Source organism: Bacillus sp. FJAT-18017 (assembly GCF_001278805.1).
Classification (GTDB): domain Bacteria; phylum Bacillota; class Bacilli; order Bacillales; family Cytobacillaceae; genus Bacillus_D.
This window is the reverse complement of sequence record NZ_CP012602.1, coordinates 2743785-2761612: the sequence shown is the minus strand read 5'-3', so window position 1 is coordinate 2761612 and position 17828 is coordinate 2743785. Positions and strand designations below refer to the sequence as shown.

Here is a 17828-nt window from a genome sequence, read left to right as displayed (position 1 = left end):
TAAAAAAGCACTTCTTTTGGTACACTTCTATGTTCATATCAATATGTTAGTACGATATTCATTAGGTAAAGAAAGGGCTGCTTAAAACACAGCCCTTTTACTGTTGTTCTTCTTTAGATGCTCCTTGATATTCTTGACTTACATATACTCCCTCCCTGGTCTTCGCAAAACTATATGCAATCCATATAGCAAAAGCCTTTCAACTCTATAGTCTCTTATTCTTAGCAGAACTTGGCAAACTAGCGCCTTTAAAATTTTACTATAGAACTAAAAATCCATTTAACATTATCTTCCTACTTTTCCAAAGGTTTATGATAAAATGATATAGTTAACAAGTTAGCGACAGTTAAAACCTTTCGAGGAGGCCGCCTTCGTGTCACACATACATATTAATCCAGCTCTTGTCAGGAGCTCAAATTCCCATATTAAACGAGAATCTGGGAAACTCGGTGACGTGGTCAGCCAGACTGTATCTGTGAAAAATTCCTTGGACCATTCTATTCAAAGCCGCCAAAATATCGGGGTAAGATTGTCTCAAACCGTCCAATCAATGGATAAGCTTCAAACAGAGCTCAATGAACTCTGTCGGTTCATTGACCACGCAATGAACAGGTATACAGCTGTGGATGAACACCTTAACAGGAGAGCACAAGATCTTGTGGCGAAGTGGCATGTAGTTCAAGCACAACAGGCTGAGAGAGGCAAAGGAGCAAACGAGAGTCAAAAATCACCACAGACAAAGAGTGAGATTCCTTCCAAGAATGACTCGGAAGGTCTGTATCGCGTTTTTAAATATTTTAACGACCTAAATGAACAAATCAGCGGCTTTGATAAAGCACTGATTGCTTCCCAAACCGTTTCCGTGTTAGGGTCCTTATTTATGGCGCGAAACCTTGGCATCAATTATATCGGTGCGAAACCGAACTTTTGGAATCGCCTAAAGGGCGGCTATAAGTTCTCAGTCACAGCCGATTCGTCGTGGACGAGTAAAGGCGGGTACAGCTCAAAAACAGCTCGTTTCCTTTACAATGCTGCCCGCTCGCAAACTAGTAATCCCTTTGGAAAAATGGTGAGGAATGCTCTTGCATCCTATACGAGTCCCGCTGCCATATTGAAGCATGCCGCCGGCTTCCCGAAGCATGCGACCGTCATGAAAGCCACGACGCTTGCGGACTCTTTTCAAAGAAGGATTACAATGGGGACCAAAGAAGTGGCGAGCACGGTGGCAGATGCAAAGGGATTTACCAGGCTCGGAAAAGGAATTCCGGTTGCAGGAACCCTGATCTCGTTAGGAGCTGGTTTCTCCGAATATTTTGACTCGAAAAATGCTCATCTTAGCCAAATGGAAAGAATAGGAAGGGGTGCTGGCGGATTTTTTGCTGATGTTGCAGCAATCGGAACCGCCGCCAAGTTGGGGGCCCTGGTAGGAGGAGCAGTTGGCGGACCGATTGGTGTAATTGTCGGAGGAGCTGCAGGAGGGCTGGCCGGGGCTGTGTTCAGTTCGAAAATTGGGGCCGTCAGTAAAGACCTTGGCGGGACAATCTTCAAGGGTGTTGAAAACGGCTTTGAATCGGTAAAAAGTTGGTTTAACTAGAAAAAGATTTTCATAAGGTGGAGAAACTGTTGTGAGTATTGAAGGATTCGTTACAATTTTGTTGGAGTGTATCGCCTTGTGGTTGGCGTTTCAGTGGACATATGCGCTAGCTGTGCTCCTGTTGGGCAGTACAATGGTTGATTATTATGATTGGGGAACATGGGAAAACCCTGAAAATGCCTTGCAAAAGATTATTACATTTATCATGGCGTTCTTTGTTGGGGCGGGTCCTTACGTTTACAAATTATTTAGATTTAAAAAGAAGTATAACTGGTTGACTTGGCGGCTTGCTTTCTTGGGCGTTCTTATTGGGGGTGGAATCGCAGCAGCCCTTGCATACTTTGCCATTGAAGCAGTCCTGAACTTCCTATTTTTATAGAAACGACTTTTTAATAAGGTGAGAACTAGTGTGAGCATTGAAGGTTTTGTTACTATTTTGTTAGATATTATTGGTTTGTGGTTGGGAATCCAGTGGGTGTATGCACTGACAGTCCTTTTATTAGGAAATGTCATGGTTGACTATTATGATTATGGAACAATTGAGAACCCTATAAATATCCTGGATAAAATAATCAATTTTATCTTGAAATTCACAATTGGTGTAGGTCCGTGCTTTTATAAAAAACTTAGATTTAAAAAGAAGTATAACTGGTTTACCTGGCGGCTTGCCTTCCTTGGAGGCCTTCTTGGTGGTGGATTAGTAGCTTTAATTGTATTCGAGATAATAAACGCGGCCAAGAATTTCATATTTTAATAGATGAGAAGCGGTACATACAATCTGTATTTGCTGGTCACATAGAAAAAAACTGATTCTGCGGTTTACCCACTACGCTAAAGAGATTTATATAAGGTGGAGAACTAGTTGTGAGCATAGATGAAATTGTAAGATGGACTTTGGATATAATCTCGTTCTGGCTAGCGGTACAATGGGGATATGGCCTTGTTGTCCTGGTGTTAGGAAGAGTGATTGTCGATTATTACAATTATGGAACATGGGAACATCCGCAAAATGTATTACATAAATTAATTAATTTCTTAATGAGTTTTTTCTTCGGGTTCGGTCCTTATTTCTACAAGAAATTCAGGAAATACAACTGGCTGATACGCAAGCTGGCACTAATTGGCGTGCTAATTGTTGGCGGAATTGCTGCAATTTTGGTCTTCCTTGCAATTGAAGCGGTCCTGAAGTTCCTATTTTTATAGAAATGAGATCATGACATGAAACCTGTTCTTTCCTGTACCAAAAAGTGCTGGCTTTGCTATTACTCTTTGCAAATAAAGAGATTTGAATTAGTTGGAGAACTGATGTGAGTATTGAAGAATTTGTTTCGATTTTTTTGGACATTCTCATCCTATGGTGGGGCGTCCAGTGGACGTATGCACTGACTGTCTTGTTGCTGGGCAGTGTAATGGTTGACTATTATGATTGGGGAACATGGGAAGATCCCCAAAATATCGTGCAGAAGACCCTTACGTTTATTATGGCGTTTTTAATTGGGGTTGGGCCCTACTTTTATAAAAAATTTATATTTGAGAAGAAATACAATTGGTATAAATGGCGACTTGCCTTCCTTGGCCTCCTCATTGGCGGCGGACTCGGTGCAATGCTAGTCTTCCAAATGATCAAAGTGGCACTGAACTTTCTGTTTTTATAAAAATAAACTTCTGTTAGGTGAGTACTAGTGTGAGTATTGAAGGATTTGTTACGATATTTTTGGACATTCTCATCCTATGGTGGGGTCTTCAAAATAATCATAGCGATATTAAACTTTCTGTTTTTATAGATAAAAACTTCTGTAGGGTGAGAATTAGTGTGAGCATTGAAGGTTTTGTTACTATTTTGTTGGACTGTATTGGTTTGTGGTTGGGCATCCAGTGGGTGTATGCACTGACAGTCCTTCTATTAGGAAATGTCATGGTTGACTATTATGATTATGGAACATTTGAGAACCCTAAAAATATTCTGAATAAAATAATCAATTTTATCATGAAATTCACAATTGGTGTCGGTCCGTACTTTTATAAAAAACTTAGATTTAAAAAGAAGTATAACTGGTTTACCTGGCGGCTTGCCTTCCTTGGAAGCCTCCTTGGTGGTGGATTAGTAGCTTTAATTGTATTCGAGATAATAAACGCGGCCAAGAATTTCATATTTTAATAGATGAGAAGCGGATACATACAATCTGTATTTGCTGGTCCCACAAAAAAACTGATTCTGCGGTTTACCTTCTACGCTAAAGAGATTTACATAAGGTGGAGAACTAGTGTGGGTATTGAAGCGTTTGTTACAGTTTTTTTGGACTTTATTATGCTGTGGTGGGCGTTCCATTGGGGGATTTCGCTGACTGTCCTAGTACTGGGCAGTGTCATGGTAGATTATTATGATTGGGGTACTTGGGAACATCCCCAAAATGTCTTGCAAAAGATAATCAACTTTCTCATGGCATTCATTTGGGGAGCAGGGCCTTACTTTTACAAGTTATTTCGATTCAAAAAGAAGTATAACAGGTTTACCTGGCGACTTGCTTTTCTTGGCGTGCTCATTGGGGGAGGAATCGCAGCGATGCTAGTTTTCCAATTGATTAAAGAAGTTCTGAATTTACTACTTTAATAGAATGGAGTGTATGAGATGAAACCTGTTCTTTCCTGCACCACTGAAGAGCTTGCCTTGCTGGTCACCCTTTGCGGCCAACCAGGCATGGCGAAAGGGATTGCGGAAAACTCGATGGGCAAACGAAGCACAAAGGAGTGGGAGGCGATCATGGATGCGACCGCCCACCAGTTGATGTTGAAAGGAATATGGGATGACGAGCGGGATGCACGTGAGGAAACTCCGCTCAGTGACGAGATGATTCGGTTTGTACAGTCTTTTATCGATTCAAAGTATATGATCCGTTGCTCTAATCTTCCCCAGCAGCATCTTTTGATGATTCACCATATTGAAGGCAGCACCTGGCTGTCCAACCTGGTAGTCAAGAATGTTATCCATGAATTTGCCTACATCAACCAGGATGAAATTCCCGGCATGATCAAGGATTACTACCAGTTTACACACCATGGGACAGGAGAACCGGCTTCGTTCTCGCTTAGCGACCAAGCATTCGATTGGCTGAGCGATTCGAGGAATGTAAAAAAGGTATGGAAGAAGACCAGCTTTTCGCAGGATGAAAAGGAGAGCTTTGAGCAGTTCCTTGCTGCATTGGAAAAGCAGCAATGGTCGCTGTACAATATTTCATTTTTCCATCTTCCCGATGTGGATGCTAACCCGCTTCTTGAAAACATCCTGTTTTTCCTGCCGTCTCACAATGGCATCTGGACAGCGGAATACACAGACCATCTGGAAACGCCAGTACATATCAAGCTGGAAACCCTTGAAGAGTGGAACAAACTGGTGGATGGTGTCGGCTTCATTGCTGAGAGGGCCGGAGCTCAATAATTGGCCAATACGTCATTTCTTGGGGCACACTTCTTTTGCAAGGCAGAGAACTTTGTCCAAAATGTCGAAAGCAGTGTAAACAGCGCCTGGCAGATAGAGGAAATGGTGTACATACAGAGGCCGCTGGACATATCAACCAGGAGATCACATATCTTTGTGCCGAACTTATATAGGTCTTGCGTATAGTGGAAAGTATTTTGTTTTGATTTGCACTATAGAACTACTTCAAGGATTTAGATATCTTTATCTAAATCCCTTTTCTATTTGGCAACTTAAACGGTATTTCACAATGAACTTTTAGACGTCTTTTTTACTCTTCGCTTTCTACTTTTTATCCTACTTCTTCTCTTAGTATTCTAATCTATTTTTCCTTAATTCCTAATGATCCTCTCCTAATTCTCTCATTTTCAAAAGGTAATTTAATAGTAACGAAACTAGTATTGGAGGATACAGAGATGAAAATTGTAATTGTGCCGTCAGGATTTAAGGAATGTTTGGATGCGGAGGATGTAGCTTTGGCGATGGAACGTGGTGTGAGGCGGTTTGATGAATCGATTGAAATGGAAGTTATTCCGATGATCGATGGCGGTGAAGGGTTTGCTAGAACAATCGTTAACTTAAAAGGCGGGGAACTGATATATAAGAACGTCACAGGACCTGTTGGCGAGAAGATTGAAAGTTATTTTGGGATATTTGTAGAGAATGGCAAGCGAACGGCTGTAATTGAAATGGCAGCTGTTGCAGGATTGAAGCTCGTGCCTAGAGATTTGAGAAATCCTTTAAAAACAACTACTTTTGGAGTAGGAGAGTTGATTGTTTCCGCGCTTGATATTGGCGTTGATAATATTTTAATCGGATGTGGTGATTCCGGTACATCAGATGGCGGAGCTGGAATGGCACAAGCACTGGGAGCGAGGTTTTTTGATAAAGAAAAACATCACGTTACCATCAATGGCGGAGAAGACCTGCTGAAAGCGGAATCTATTGATGTGTCCCATTTAGACAGAAGATTGGAGGACGTTTCGATTGATGTCGCGTGTAACTGGAAAAATATTTTGTGTGGGGAGAAGGGTGTTGCGCGCGTATTTGGGCCGCAAAAAGGGGCAACTCCGCAACAAGTTGAAAAACTTTCATTAGCCTTGGAGCACTATGCAGATTTAATACAAGAAACAGTTGGAATGGATGTAAGGACTATGCCAGGCAGCGGGGCGTCCGGGGGGTTGGGAGCCGGACTGATTGCCTTCGCGGGTGCCACATTACATCCACGGTTTGAAATCATTAAGCACTACATAAAAATATCCGAAACAATTTCTTCAGCAGATGTTGTTTTTACAGCAGAAGGCAGTCTCGATTTTCAAACACCAAATGGGAAGATTCCGGCGGAAGTCGCGAGGATTGCTAAAGAAAATAACATACCAGTAATAGCTATTACAGGGACAATCGGTAAAGGCGCCGAGCTGAATTATCATGCAGGAATTGATGCCTATAGCAGTATCATCCCAAAACCAACTTCTCTTGAAAAGGCAATAAGGAAAGCGCCACAATGGATTGAGGAAACAACAGAATCAGTATTGCGGCAAATTGTGATTGGATGGGGAATTGCTGAAAGAAAGTTCCTTAAAGAGAGTGTTTTACAAAAATGATGACACGAATGGAGAAACATATTTATAAGGATAACCGTTTTGCAGCATGGAAAACTCAGCTTCCAAGGAAGTCAAAAGTGATTATAGGTATACACATTTTTATTTTATTAACTATTGGATTGATAGATGGTCTCGATTATCGTGCGAAAATATCTTTATTTGCCTTTTTATCAGCAATGATACTATGGGTCACAACGAAGATTCCCGCTGGGTTAATCGCGCTTTCCCTAATTGTATTTATCGTACTGGTGAAAGCAGGAGAACCGGATTTATTATACGCTTCGCTTTCTGAGGAAGTGGTTTGGCTGATGATTGGTTCATTTATTATTGGCGAGGCAGTTAAAAGATCCGGATTAGCGGAACGATTGACACTTTTCATAGTTAGTAAATCTACTAAAAAAAGCGGAGTCCTTTTTGCGTTAAGTTCGGTAATATTCTCTTCCGCCTTCTTTATTCCTTCAACTTCTGGACGAGCAGCCCTATCCATGCCGATCATAAAGCAGCTGGGCCAGAAATTCACTGATAAAGAAAAACGTGTTATAGCGGTTTTAGCCCCTGTGATTATCTTAATGAGTACATCAGCAACTTTAATTGGTGCGGGGTCTCATTTAATTGGAATAGGTTTATTGGAAAGTACAGCGGGCCAATCGATTTCCTATATCCAGTGGTTCGTATGGGGAGTTCCGTTTGCTATAGTGGTTACACTTTTTTCGTTTGTTTTAATAGGATGGATTTTATGGCCTAAAGGCGGCAAGAAGGTTATTGAACCTGTTTCAACTGAAGAGGAGAACATACTTAACAAACAAATGAATGACAAAGAAGAAAAGACGATGATTTTCATTTTGATTTTAATTGTTGGATGGATGACAGAGCATATCCATGGCTATGATATCGCGTTCATTACAATGATTGGCGCAATCTTAATCATGCTGCCGAATTATGGTGTGATCAGCTGGAAACAAGGCATCAATTCGGTATCATGGAATTTGATACTCTTTGTTGCCGCAGCAACCGCGCTTGGAAAAGTATTGGTCGATACGGGTATCGTCAAATGGATTGAAAACAACACCTTGCATGTTCTGAATTGGTTTACAGGTGCACCGGAATGGGTGATTGTCTTACTAATCTTGCTGGTCACTGTAACGAGTCATTTATATATTACATCGCATACGACTCGGGCGATCGTCTTGATTCCAGGCTTATTGGTATTCAGTCAAGCGATTGGGGTGAATCCTTCGACAGTTGTTTTTTTGAGTCTGATAGGAATGAATTATTGTGTAACTGTACCGGTAAGCTCCAAAGCGTTGCTTCTCTTTTATGAAGAAGGGGAAGTTTCCTATCATGCAAGCGATCTAGTGAAAATAAGTATTATCTTAATGCCTGTTTATATCCTGACCATCATGCTGTTTTATTTTTCATATTGGCAATGGACCGGGATGCAATTGTAGGGGGCGTGGGTTTTTGAAAGGTAGTGGACGATTCAAACAGGAACAATGTGCGTCCTCTGTCAAAACTTCATGCCTTGGTTTGGTCGAACAAGCGGGGGTGGATGCAAACAAGAATGGATTACCGGGCAGATTGCGGATTTTCTAATGAGGGGTTTTGGTTATGGTTCAAGCAGAACATTTGGGTATGGCTGTCAGGGGAGTGAAAAAACACGGATCCACAACCCTCACCACCGCAATTAAGGGGGACATTGATAAGCAGGAGGTGATTTCTTCCTTACAACTTGGTGGTAAATAAGGTATCGGGGCAAGAGTATAAATTTCACTCTTGCCCTTCTTTTAATTAGTATAATAATTTTAGGCTCTGATCTTTGAGATATTGTCATTTTAGTTAGATCTTAACGAAAAGGAATAGCGGGGTATTCTTAATTCAGTGAACCATGTTATTAACTATTTTCACTTTTAAATATTTTCTCTTGCCATTTATGGTAAATCCATAGTAAAAAAGAAATTCCGAAAATAACCAAAAAGTACTGCCACGGAGATATATTTTTATAGTGGGCGATTCCTAGCGTTCCTAGTAAAGGAAGAATTACAAAGCTCATTAAAGAGTCCATAACAGCGTTAAGAATAATAAACATTGGGAATTTATCTGAAGTAAAACGAAAGATCCAAAACGTGCCTACAGCAAAAAGCCCATAAATAAATGTAACATCGCTCATATACCCCCATGGAACAATTGATTTTTTAATTACCCACCAATCGTATTGATGAGCTATCTGAAAAACAACTGTCATAATTAATGCACCAAAGATTGTAACGGGCATGTACTTTTTTCTATTTGCGCTGGTGGTAAACCCTAAAGAGAACCAAGGAACAATTAATGCGGCATATTGTAAAAATTTTATCATGGCTCCTCCAATTACTTAACAACAGTATGCTTTATGGCTAATTTTTACATTCGCTTAAACCATTTATGTAAAAATGTTTCCTAAAGACCAGATACTATTTCCATCCTGTAAGTTACACTTAATTAAATACCCAGGAGGGAACGTCGAATTGTAGTAACAGAAAAAGTAGAAATACCAAGGAAATTATCCATGATAATAAGGGGTTACTCATATGAATTTTTAAAACTGAAAACATAACCAGATTAAATAGAATTGACCAGCCTATATTCCAGCCCCTATGGTGTTCAATTAAATTTAGAAATTCTAAGTTAATAAATTCTATACTGGTATAAATAGAAACCCAAAGTAAAAACCAGCCAATTTTTTTAAAAAGAGAATCGGGGAATTTACCAAGGTAGATAAGCAAGGTTGATGAATAGGCGAAAGTCATAATTAGTAAATCAATAATAAAGTGTCCGAATAATAGTCTGCTGCCAAGAATGGTTTCTTTATAAGTCCAGAAAGAGTAATCATGCAATAGGGCATTTTTAAAAAGATCACCGCCAACAAAGAATAGCCATGTAGGGTAATACTTTTGCCAGTTTTTCCAATCTCCCCATTTAAAAGCTGCTAAAACGAACAGAAAATTTAAAAGGAAATGCATTAACTAAAACCCCTTATCAATTATAACGGTAGGTTTTCCCAAAAATTCAATACACATACAAATGATATAGGCTCTAATAAAATTTAGTTCTGTCCATTTAGGAGAACTCCTATGGATGGACCTGCTATTGCTGGCTTTTAAGAAATCGAATGGACGTTGAATTCTCCGAAATGAAATATAGCCTAAAGAGGTGCCTAAAGGAAAAAAAAGCGGTTACGGCTTAGTGACTTGCCAATTAGTCATGTTCATGTACCGGACTAGTAACTTTTCAGCGTGTTCATGGTCATATACCTATAATTCTGCTAGCTATTTATCACTATTTTTTAAATGAAGGAGTAGTAAGGGTCTGACCCGGACTATTTATCAATTAGTCATGCTCATGTACCGGACTAGTAATTTTTCAGCGTGTTCATGATCATATACCAATGACTCCGCAAGTTATTTATTACTTTTTTTCAATGAGGGAGTATTAGGAGTCTGACCCAGACTCGAGGTGTGTGTACAAAGAAAATTACATAGCAGCAAATTTGAGGGTGGTTATTAACCACTCTTTTTTTGTCCAAAAAATTTCCCAATACGATTATTGAAAAAATAGTCCTAAATACTCAGAATATTATAATTATTTCTGATACAATCTAGGAATATATTACATGTATTTTACATGTTTGTATAATTAGTAGAAAAATTAGGGGGTCGTTTTTTGAAAAGAAGGGCTAAACGTCTAGTATTCTTGTTGTCTGCAATTATTATGGTGATCAGTACATTTTTACCTCCAGCTGCTTCGGCAACAAATGGGGGAGGAAGTTCGGACCAAACTGTCCCAACTTCTTCTGCAAACAAAATCGACAGCAAGGTTTATGAACAGCTTGAAAAAACGGATGAGGTATCGTTTATCGTCACGCTTCGTGACCAAGTCGATACGGCAACTGTAGCGAAGGAAGCAAAGAAAAAGGCAAATGGAAAAAGTGCTACTGCGCAGCAAAAAAAGCATATTGTCCGTTCCGAAGTACTAACAGAACTCAAAGCGAATGCCCATCAAAAGCAAGGCAAGGTTCTGGACGTGCTTGGACAGGAAAAACAAAAGGGCAAAGTTAAAAAATTCAAATCCTACTATATTATTAATGCGGTTTCCTTTACAGGCACAAAGGAAGTTGTTGAGAAAATCGCTTCCATGAATGAAGTAGAGAAAATATATGTGGATGAAATCAGGCAATTGGGGCCTGAAGTAGACGCTTCTCAAGCCGAAGCTGACGCTAATATTGAGTGGAATGTAAGCCAGGTTGGTGCTCCTGATGCCTGGAAGTTAGGAATTGATGGAACCGGGACTGTTGTCGCGAGCATTGATTCAGGTGTTCAATGGGACCACCCGGCCTTGAAGGAAAAATATCGCGGCTATAATGCAGCCGATGGAACTGTCGACCATCAATATAGTTTCTTTGATGCTGTAAGTGGACAAACAGCTGGCTATGATGACAATGGCCACGGCACTCATGTAACTGGAACGATGGTCGGCAGCGAGCCGAATGGAAAGAACCAAATTGGCGTAGCACCGGGAGCAAAATGGATTGCGGCCAAAGCGTTTAATGCACAAGGACAAGGACCGGATTCCACTATATTGGCGGCTGCCCAATGGATTTTGGCTCCTGGCGGCAGGGTCGATATGGCTCCGGATGTCGTCAACAATTCATGGAGCGGCGGTCCTGGCATTGATGAATGGTTTATCGAAATTGTGCGCACATGGAGAGCATATGATATTTTCCCTGTTTTTGCTGCGGGAAATGCATCATTCCTAAGACCGAATGGACCAGGAACGATTGCAACCCCTGCTAATTATCCCGAGTCATTTGCAGTCGGTGCAACCGATAAAGAAAACAAAATGGGGGATTTTTCATTCCAGGGCCCATCGCCATATGGTGAAATTAAACCTGACGTTACAGCCCCTGGAGTAAAAATCCGCTCTGCAGTTCCAGGCAGCGGTTATGAAGGCGGATGGAATGGAACCTCAATGTCTTCCCCTCATGTATCTGCAGCTGCAGCCTTGCTCAGACAGGGAAATGCGAGCTTGACAGTGGACGAAATAGAGAAAATTTTGACGGAGACAGCGACTCCTTTAACAGATGCTACTTATCCGAAATCTCCAAATAACGGATATGGTCACGGGCTTCTGAACGTGTATGATGCGGTTCTTTCCGTTACTGTCGGTATGGGAACAATCAAAGGAAATGTGACGATTGAAGGAGAAGACGCGGATAATCCGGTATTCGAACATACACCAGTTACTGCGGCGGATGAAGGAATGCAGATCGACTTGTCCATCCTGGCACGTGACAATGTCAGTGTTGAGTCCGTAGCCTTAAAGTATAAGGTGAACGATGGCGAGTGGAAGACGATTCAAGCTGAACGGATTTCAGGAAATCATTTATCAGGAGATTATTTTGCAAGTATTCCTGCAGGGGTGACAGAAGCAGGGACCTTGACGTATCAATGGGTGATTACTGACTTCGTCGGAAATGCTGTTACATCTGAAGAGTATATCGTATCTGTATCAGAAGGACTGACAATCGGTTACTTCGAGGACTTCGAGACAGAGCCTGTCGGCTGGGAACTTGTCGCCCAAGGTTCAACAACGAATTGGGAGTGGGGAATCCCGACATCTGGCCCTAACAGTGCAGCATCCGGACAGAAAGTTTACGCCACTAAATTGACCGGCAACTATACCAATGGAATGCGTGAAATGATTGTTATGCCGTCCATCGTTGTTCCGGAAGGGAAATCGTATTTGCAGTTTAAGCAATGGCATAGCTTCGAAGTTTCTGCCTCTACTGGCACCGCGTATGATTACGGATATGTCATGGCCTCACAAAATGGCCAGGAATGGAAGCCGCTTTTAATGGTAAAAGGAGATTCAACTAGATGGCTAGATGCCCAGGTAGATCTATCTGCTTATGCGGGACAAGGTGTCTATATTGCCTTTTATGCATTTTCTGACTCCAGCACGACGAGGCCTGGCTGGTATATTGATGATGTTGCTTTATCTGCCGATTCCATTGGGGCAGGCACCAGCAGCGCTTCCAATGTGGCTTTGGAACAAACGGTATCAATGAGTGCAGATACAGAGGAAGAAGCAGAAAATCCTCCAACCTTATTGCCGCTGCAGGCTTATGTCAGTGTTGCAGAAACGGGGAGGTCTGCTACGACCAATCCGCAAAATGGAGGCTATTCCTTAAGCCATCCTGCAGGGGAATTCACAGTTGTCGCGGAATCCTATGGATATCATCCAAACTCACAGAAAGTTCAAGTTGCGGGTGACCAGGATACCATCGCTGATTTCACGCTTGAAGAAAAACAGACAGGCGTTATATCCGGTGTGGTGACAAATAAGCTGACAGGTGAACCAATAGCAGGAGCAAAAGTTTATTTGGTAGAGGATGCGAATATCGAGCCAGCAGTATCAGCCACGGATGGAACCTTCCAATTTACAGCTCTTGAAGGCAGCTACACACTTAAGGTTTCACATCCGATGCATTATCCGAACGACGCAGCTATTTCATTAGCTCCAAATGGCGAGACTGCTCAAAATCTTTCGATGGATCCGATAGTGGGCTATTCCGAAACAATAGCTTATGATGATGGAACAGCTGAATCACTGAACTATATGCATACGAAAGGCAACGGCTGGGCTGTCAAAATGTCGCTTGCTGAAGGTGAAACGAGAGGCGTCTTGACAGGCGGTTTATACAAATTTGACGGTGGCACTCGTCCTGACCCAGGCGGCACGGAATTCCTTGTCGAAGTATATGATGCGACTGGTCCGAATGGTTCTCCAGGCAAAAAACTGGCCGGGCCATTTGAAGCGAAGGCTATCCGCTCCCATACTGAGTGGACACATGTGGATTTAAGCGGTGAAGAAGTTATCATTCCAGGAGACTTTTACTTGGCTTATGTACAAAAAAATCCATTCCCGTTCATTCCAGCTATAAATAAAGATACGAATGGCGCATGGTCGGGCAGAAGCTACTCCTATATTGATGGAGTCTGGAAACAAACCGTTAAATCTGACGGGAACTATATGATTCGCGCGGTTGTATCGTACGATGAGGCCGTACCGGAAATTACCTCTCCGATAGATCGGTCATTTACAGCGAACGGAGCCGTAAAGGTAGAAGGTGAGGCACAGCCAAATACAGCAGTTCATCTATACAACAATGGTGTTGAAGCAGCAGTTGTAACATCTACGCAGGAGGGGCGTTTTGCTGCAGATGTTACTTTAACCGAAGGGAAAAATAGTCTAACAGCGAAAGCCGTCCAAGGTTCAGGCCTGACCAGGGCGTCGAATCCGGTAACCGTCATCGTGGATAAGACTAAACCGGTTGTTTCTATTGAGTCACCAGCGGACGGAGCCCAATTCAATACAACAACCGTTACTGTAAAAGGAACGGTGCAGGATCAATACCTTGATTCTGTTACAGCTAATGGGGTTAAAGCGACCGTTACCGATGGAGTCTTTGAAGCTAAACTTACGCTGGAGCAGGGTGACACTATCATTTCCGTTTTAGCGAAAGATTTGGCAGGCAATGAAACAACAGCGACCGTTAATGTAAAAGTGGATTCAATTGCTCCGGATATTATTATTCAATCGCCAATTGAAGGAGAAACGACACACAAGAAATCGGTAACTGTCCAGGGGCAAGTAGCCGATGCAAACCTTGCCTTTGTCAGGGTAAACGGCAAAGAAATCGGAGTTAAGAATGGTGTATTCACTACAAATGTAACGTTAGCATCCGGTGAAAACATCATCCAGATTTGGTCTAAAGATACGTTTGGAAATGAAACATGGAAACAAGTAAAAGTCATTTATGCAAGCAAAGGCGGCAAATAATAATATATACCATTAACAGTAGGATTGCCCCTGTAAATGAGGCAATCCTGTTGTTTTGCTAGTTTTAAAGGCTGTTTTCTTTAAGATTAGAAAGAACAAAGTTATTAATCCACTTTATATAAGCACGCTGAAGGTTCTTTTTCTCCTTATAATATTATTCTATTTTATTTGGGAAGGAGGGTCATATGATTCAGGGTTCTTGGAGAGCATTGGTATGGATTGGATTATCAGAGTTATGTGCTTTAAGCTTGTGGTTTAGTGCATCTGTAATTGCACCCGAACTAATTGCAGCTTGGAACCTTAGTTCCTATTCTGAAGCTTGGCTTTCTGCTTCTGTTCCTGTTGGATTTGTAATAGGATCATTAGTTAGTTCATATTTTGGAATTGCTGACCGTTTGAATCCCCGAAAAGTTTTCGCAGCATCAGCATTTCTTGGCGCAATATTGAATGCCTTATTAATTTTAGTCGATCACGCCTTTTTCGGTATTTTACTTAGGCTTTTAACTGGCATAGCACTTGCTGGTGTATACCCAATCGCTGTGAAAATTTTATCACAATGGTTTCCAAAAAATCGCGGGTTTGCAATTGGAATCTTAATAGCAGCATTAACAATAGGGTCATCCTTACCTCATTTTGTTATAATGTTTTTTTCTTCATTTAATTGGAAACTCGTAATTATAAGTAGTTCAGTATTGGCTTTATTATCGGCTTTTGTTATCATTTTTCTTTTAAAAGATGCTCCAGTAAAATCGAAAAGAATGCCCGTTTCGTTAAAATTAATAAAGAAAGTAGTAATGAATAAACCGGTAATGCTAGCGAATTACGGTTATTTTGGTCATATGTGGGAACTGTACGCGATGTGGACATGGCTTCCTGCTTTTTTGACAGCTAGTTTCTTAACCTATTCGCCAGAAATTCCTCATTGGTTCATTGCATTATCCTCTTTTATTTCCATAGGAATTGCAGGTGGGATTGGTTGTGTGTTAGGTGGATTAATTTCAGATAAAATAGGAAGAGCTAATTTAACGATTATTTCTATGTTTATCAGTGCTATTTGTTCAATTATAATAGGTTTTACATTTGGTTCATTTATTTGGTTAACTCTAATTATTTCCATGATCTGGGGGATGTCTGTTATCTCAGATTCTGCCCAATTTTCCGCAGCAGTTTCAGAAAAAGCTGAAATTGAATATGTAGGTACGGCCCTTACTTTTCAAATGTGTATTGGTTTTCTATTTACTATATTTTCTATAAATCTAATCCCTACTATTCAGAGAATAGTCGGTTGGGAGTGGGTCTTTACTATATTATCGATTGGACCTCTTATGGGAATTGTATTTATGGTCAAATATAGACTTTATGAATAGCCGGTACTTTCCTAAAATGTCCAGATATACGCTAACTTAGTTTTGGGCAATTATCTAAAAGCAAATGACCCTTTAATAAAAAACATCTATTTATACTAATATGTTATAATAGTATGGTAATATAACTATTATAAATAAACGGAATATTTGAACAACAGAGATCACAAACATGAAAAGAGATGTTTATAAATGAAAAGTAAATTTGCTGACAGAACTCATCTAGTACAACCTACTGAGACACGAGAAATATTAAAAGTAACAGCCAGGCCAGAAGTTATCTCTTTCGCAGGAGGCCTGCCAGCTCCCGAGTTGTTTCCTGTAGAAGCGATAAAGGATGTATGCAATGCTGTTTTGATTGAGGAAGGTGCAGCTTCACTCCAATATAGTACCACTGAAGGCTACATCCCTTTGAGAGAGGCTATCGGCCAAAGAATGAAACGTATTGGGGTCAACTCTCCTGTCGAAAATATAATCATCACATCAGGGTCTCAACAAGCCATTGACCTTACTGGAAGATTGTTCTTAAATGAGGGAGATATCATTATTTGCGAAAGCCCAACTTATCTCGCGGCAATTAATGCATTCAAGTCATACAATCCCCAATTTGTTGAAGTAGATATGGATGATGAGGGCATGGTCATGGAGGAGCTGGAGAAAAAGCTGCAGCAACATCCTAACGCTAAATTTATCTACACGATTCCGGATTTTCATAATCCTACAGGCCGCACATTAAAGCTCGAAAGACGAAAGAAAATGGTTGAGCTGGCCAATCAATATGATGTACTCATTGTAGAGGATAATCCCTATGGCGCTATTCGATTTGCTGGAGAGGCACTCCCTCCTGTAAAACACTTTGACACAGAGGGCAGAGTTATTTATTTGAGTACCTTCTCGAAAATTTTTGCTCCGGGTCTTCGACTTGGCTGGATTTGTGCGGATGCAACTTTCATTGAACAGTACATTGCCTTTAAGCAAACAGCCGACTTGCATACTGATAGTTTTGCTCAAAGAATCACAGCTAAATATTTGGAGCTTTATGATATTGAAGAACACATTAATAAAATCAAAGCTGTTTATAGAGAAAGATGCACGGCTATGTTAGCTTCTATTGAGGAGTTTTTCCCGAAAAATTTGGCTTACAGTAAACCAGAAGGCGGGTTGTTTATTTGGGTTGAGCTTCCAGAGTCTGTAGATGCCGGGGAATTATTCGCTGAATGCTTAGAAAATAATGTTGCGTTTGTTCCCGGTGGTGCATTCTATGCGAATGGAACAAAGAAAAATGCATTACGTTTAAATTACTCGAATATGCCAATAGACAAAATCAATGAGGGAATAAAGCGTATAGGAGAAGTACTGCATCGTGAATTAGAGAAAGAGAACACTCTTATTTTGACTGGCAATCTTGCTTGAATTTGAAAAAACGCCTCAAAAATACAATAAATAGCATAGTGTTTGCCATATATAACAACTTTCAACTCCTTATATACCAATCGAGAAAAGAACTAAACAATTCAAAAACCTGGAGACCTTAATAGGACTCCAGGTTTTTCAGTATGTATGGATTAAATTAACTGAAGCCATAGTTCCACTTGCTTGCCGGCTTCGGGATGGACGGCTTTCAATGGTTCCACCAGGATTTCTGCCTTCTGATGCTTGAGTTCTCTTGCCAATTCAGGCAGGTTATCGATCAGGCCAAATTCAACTAGGTTCTGCATTGTATTCATGCGGAAAAAATCGGTCTCCCAAGTGTTGAAAACAAATGTATCCATTAGCATCTCTACCATGATATCCAACTCGTACTCTCTCAAGATCGCAACTCCCTTCATCCGTATTAGTTGCATTATCCGACAAATTTCGTCTGTTAGCAACACTAAACCTTAGATTCTCCCATTTAATTGTTTTGCTGTATA

Annotated in this window: 17 protein-coding genes; 14 read left to right on the top strand and 3 right to left on the bottom strand. The window is 40.8% G+C overall.

Annotated features, from left to right (window positions below; all coding sequences use genetic code 11):
• The first annotated feature begins 373 nt into the window (after nt 1–373).
• The 11 genes from AM500_RS26115 to AM500_RS25025 all read left to right on the top strand — a co-directional run bounded on the left by AM500_RS26115 (nt 374) and on the right by AM500_RS25025 (nt 8416).
• Entirely contained in the window at nt 374–1594 is a 1221-nt protein-coding gene (locus AM500_RS26115) for a hypothetical protein (protein WP_053599579.1), read from the top strand.
• Between the two features lie 31 nt (nt 1595–1625).
• Nucleotides 1626–1973, top strand: coding sequence for a hypothetical protein (locus AM500_RS12915; RefSeq protein WP_053599578.1), 348 nt, complete (start codon nt 1626–1628; stop codon nt 1971–1973).
• A gap of 30 nt (nt 1974–2003) precedes the next feature.
• On the top strand, nt 2004–2348 hold the full coding sequence (locus AM500_RS12910; RefSeq protein WP_053599577.1) for a hypothetical protein: 345 nt from the start codon (nt 2004–2006) through the stop codon (nt 2346–2348).
• Nucleotides 2349–2458: 110 nt separating this feature from the next.
• Nucleotides 2459–2797: a hypothetical protein gene (locus tag AM500_RS12905; protein WP_053599576.1), complete on the top strand. Its 339-nt coding sequence runs from the start codon at nt 2459–2461 to the stop codon at nt 2795–2797.
• Between the two features lie 104 nt (nt 2798–2901).
• Nucleotides 2902–3249 (top strand): hypothetical protein, encoded by a 348-nt coding sequence (locus AM500_RS12900; protein WP_053599575.1) that lies wholly within the window; start codon nt 2902–2904, stop codon nt 3247–3249.
• 29 nt (nt 3250–3278) lie between these two features.
• A complete protein-coding gene (locus AM500_RS12895; protein ID WP_053599574.1) occupies nt 3279–3752 on the top strand; it encodes a hypothetical protein in 474 nt (157 codons plus the stop codon).
• Between the two features lie 108 nt (nt 3753–3860).
• Entirely contained in the window at nt 3861–4205 is a 345-nt protein-coding gene (locus AM500_RS12890; protein WP_053599573.1) for a hypothetical protein, read from the top strand.
• An 18-nt stretch (nt 4206–4223) separates the two neighbouring features.
• Nucleotides 4224–5030 (top strand): hypothetical protein, encoded by an 807-nt coding sequence (locus AM500_RS12885; RefSeq protein WP_053599572.1) that lies wholly within the window; start codon nt 4224–4226, stop codon nt 5028–5030.
• 455 nt (nt 5031–5485) lie between these two features.
• Nucleotides 5486–6673 carry a glycerate kinase family protein gene (locus AM500_RS12880; RefSeq protein ID WP_053599571.1) on the top strand — a complete coding sequence of 396 codons (1188 nt, stop codon included), beginning with the start codon at nt 5486–5488 and terminating at the stop codon, nt 6671–6673.
• 8 nt (nt 6674–6681) lie between these two features.
• A complete protein-coding gene (locus AM500_RS12875) occupies nt 6682–8121 on the top strand; it encodes an SLC13 family permease (protein WP_156319809.1) in 1440 nt (479 codons plus the stop codon).
• A 160-nt stretch (nt 8122–8281) separates the two neighbouring features.
• Entirely contained in the window at nt 8282–8416 is a 135-nt protein-coding gene (locus AM500_RS25025; RefSeq protein ID WP_082347221.1) for a GTP cyclohydrolase I, read from the top strand.
• A gap of 148 nt (nt 8417–8564) precedes the next feature.
• On the opposite strand, the gene AM500_RS12870 is transcribed toward AM500_RS25025, so the two are convergent.
• Nucleotides 8565–9029 carry a hypothetical protein gene (locus AM500_RS12870; RefSeq protein ID WP_053599569.1) on the bottom strand — a complete coding sequence of 155 codons (465 nt, stop codon included), beginning with the start codon at nt 9027–9029 and terminating at the stop codon, nt 8565–8567.
• A 118-nt stretch (nt 9030–9147) separates the two neighbouring features.
• Entirely contained in the window at nt 9148–9672 is a 525-nt protein-coding gene (locus AM500_RS12865; RefSeq protein ID WP_053599568.1) for a CBO0543 family protein, read from the bottom strand.
• Nucleotides 9673–10372: 700 nt separating this feature from the next.
• On the opposite strand from AM500_RS12865, the gene AM500_RS12860 reads away from it, so the two are divergent.
• The 3 genes from AM500_RS12860 to AM500_RS12850 all read left to right on the top strand — a co-directional run bounded on the left by AM500_RS12860 (nt 10373) and on the right by AM500_RS12850 (nt 17328).
• The gene (locus tag AM500_RS12860; RefSeq protein WP_053599567.1) at nt 10373–14551 is read left to right on the top strand and encodes a S8 family serine peptidase; all 4179 of its coding nucleotides are present in this window, start codon (nt 10373–10375) and stop codon (nt 14549–14551) included.
• Nucleotides 14552–14736: 185 nt separating this feature from the next.
• Nucleotides 14737–15918 (top strand): MFS transporter, encoded by a 1182-nt coding sequence (locus tag AM500_RS12855; protein WP_053599566.1) that lies wholly within the window; start codon nt 14737–14739, stop codon nt 15916–15918.
• Between the two features lie 189 nt (nt 15919–16107).
• Nucleotides 16108–17328, top strand: coding sequence for an aminotransferase-like domain-containing protein (locus AM500_RS12850; RefSeq protein WP_053599565.1), 1221 nt, complete (start codon nt 16108–16110; stop codon nt 17326–17328).
• Between the two features lie 152 nt (nt 17329–17480).
• On the opposite strand, the gene AM500_RS12845 is transcribed toward AM500_RS12850, so the two are convergent.
• On the bottom strand, nt 17481–17726 hold the full coding sequence (locus AM500_RS12845; RefSeq protein WP_053599564.1) for a hypothetical protein: 246 nt from the start codon (nt 17724–17726) through the stop codon (nt 17481–17483).
• Nucleotides 17727–17828: the final 102 nt, after the last annotated feature.

Excerpts from the sequence above, each read along its gene's own strand:
- AM500_RS12885 (WP_053599572.1), top strand. The coding sequence starts at position 4,224 with ATGAAACCTGTTCTTTCCTGCACCACTGAAGAGCTTGCCTTGCTGGTC.
- AM500_RS12880 (WP_053599571.1), top strand. The coding sequence starts at position 5,486 with ATGAAAATTGTAATTGTGCCGTCAGGATTTAAGGAATGTTTGGATGCG.
- AM500_RS12875 (WP_156319809.1), top strand. The coding sequence starts at position 6,682 with ATGGAGAAACATATTTATAAGGATAACCGTTTTGCAGCATGGAAAACT.
- AM500_RS25025 (WP_082347221.1), top strand. The coding sequence starts at position 8,282 with ATGGTTCAAGCAGAACATTTGGGTATGGCTGTCAGGGGAGTGAAAAAA.
- AM500_RS12870 (WP_053599569.1), bottom strand. The coding sequence starts at position 9,029 with ATGATAAAATTTTTACAATATGCCGCATTAATTGTTCCTTGGTTCTCT.
- AM500_RS12865 (WP_053599568.1), bottom strand. The coding sequence starts at position 9,672 with ATGCATTTCCTTTTAAATTTTCTGTTCGTTTTAGCAGCTTTTAAATGG.
- AM500_RS12855 (WP_053599566.1), top strand. The coding sequence starts at position 14,737 with ATGATTCAGGGTTCTTGGAGAGCATTGGTATGGATTGGATTATCAGAG.
- AM500_RS12850 (WP_053599565.1), top strand. The coding sequence starts at position 16,108 with ATGAAAAGTAAATTTGCTGACAGAACTCATCTAGTACAACCTACTGAG.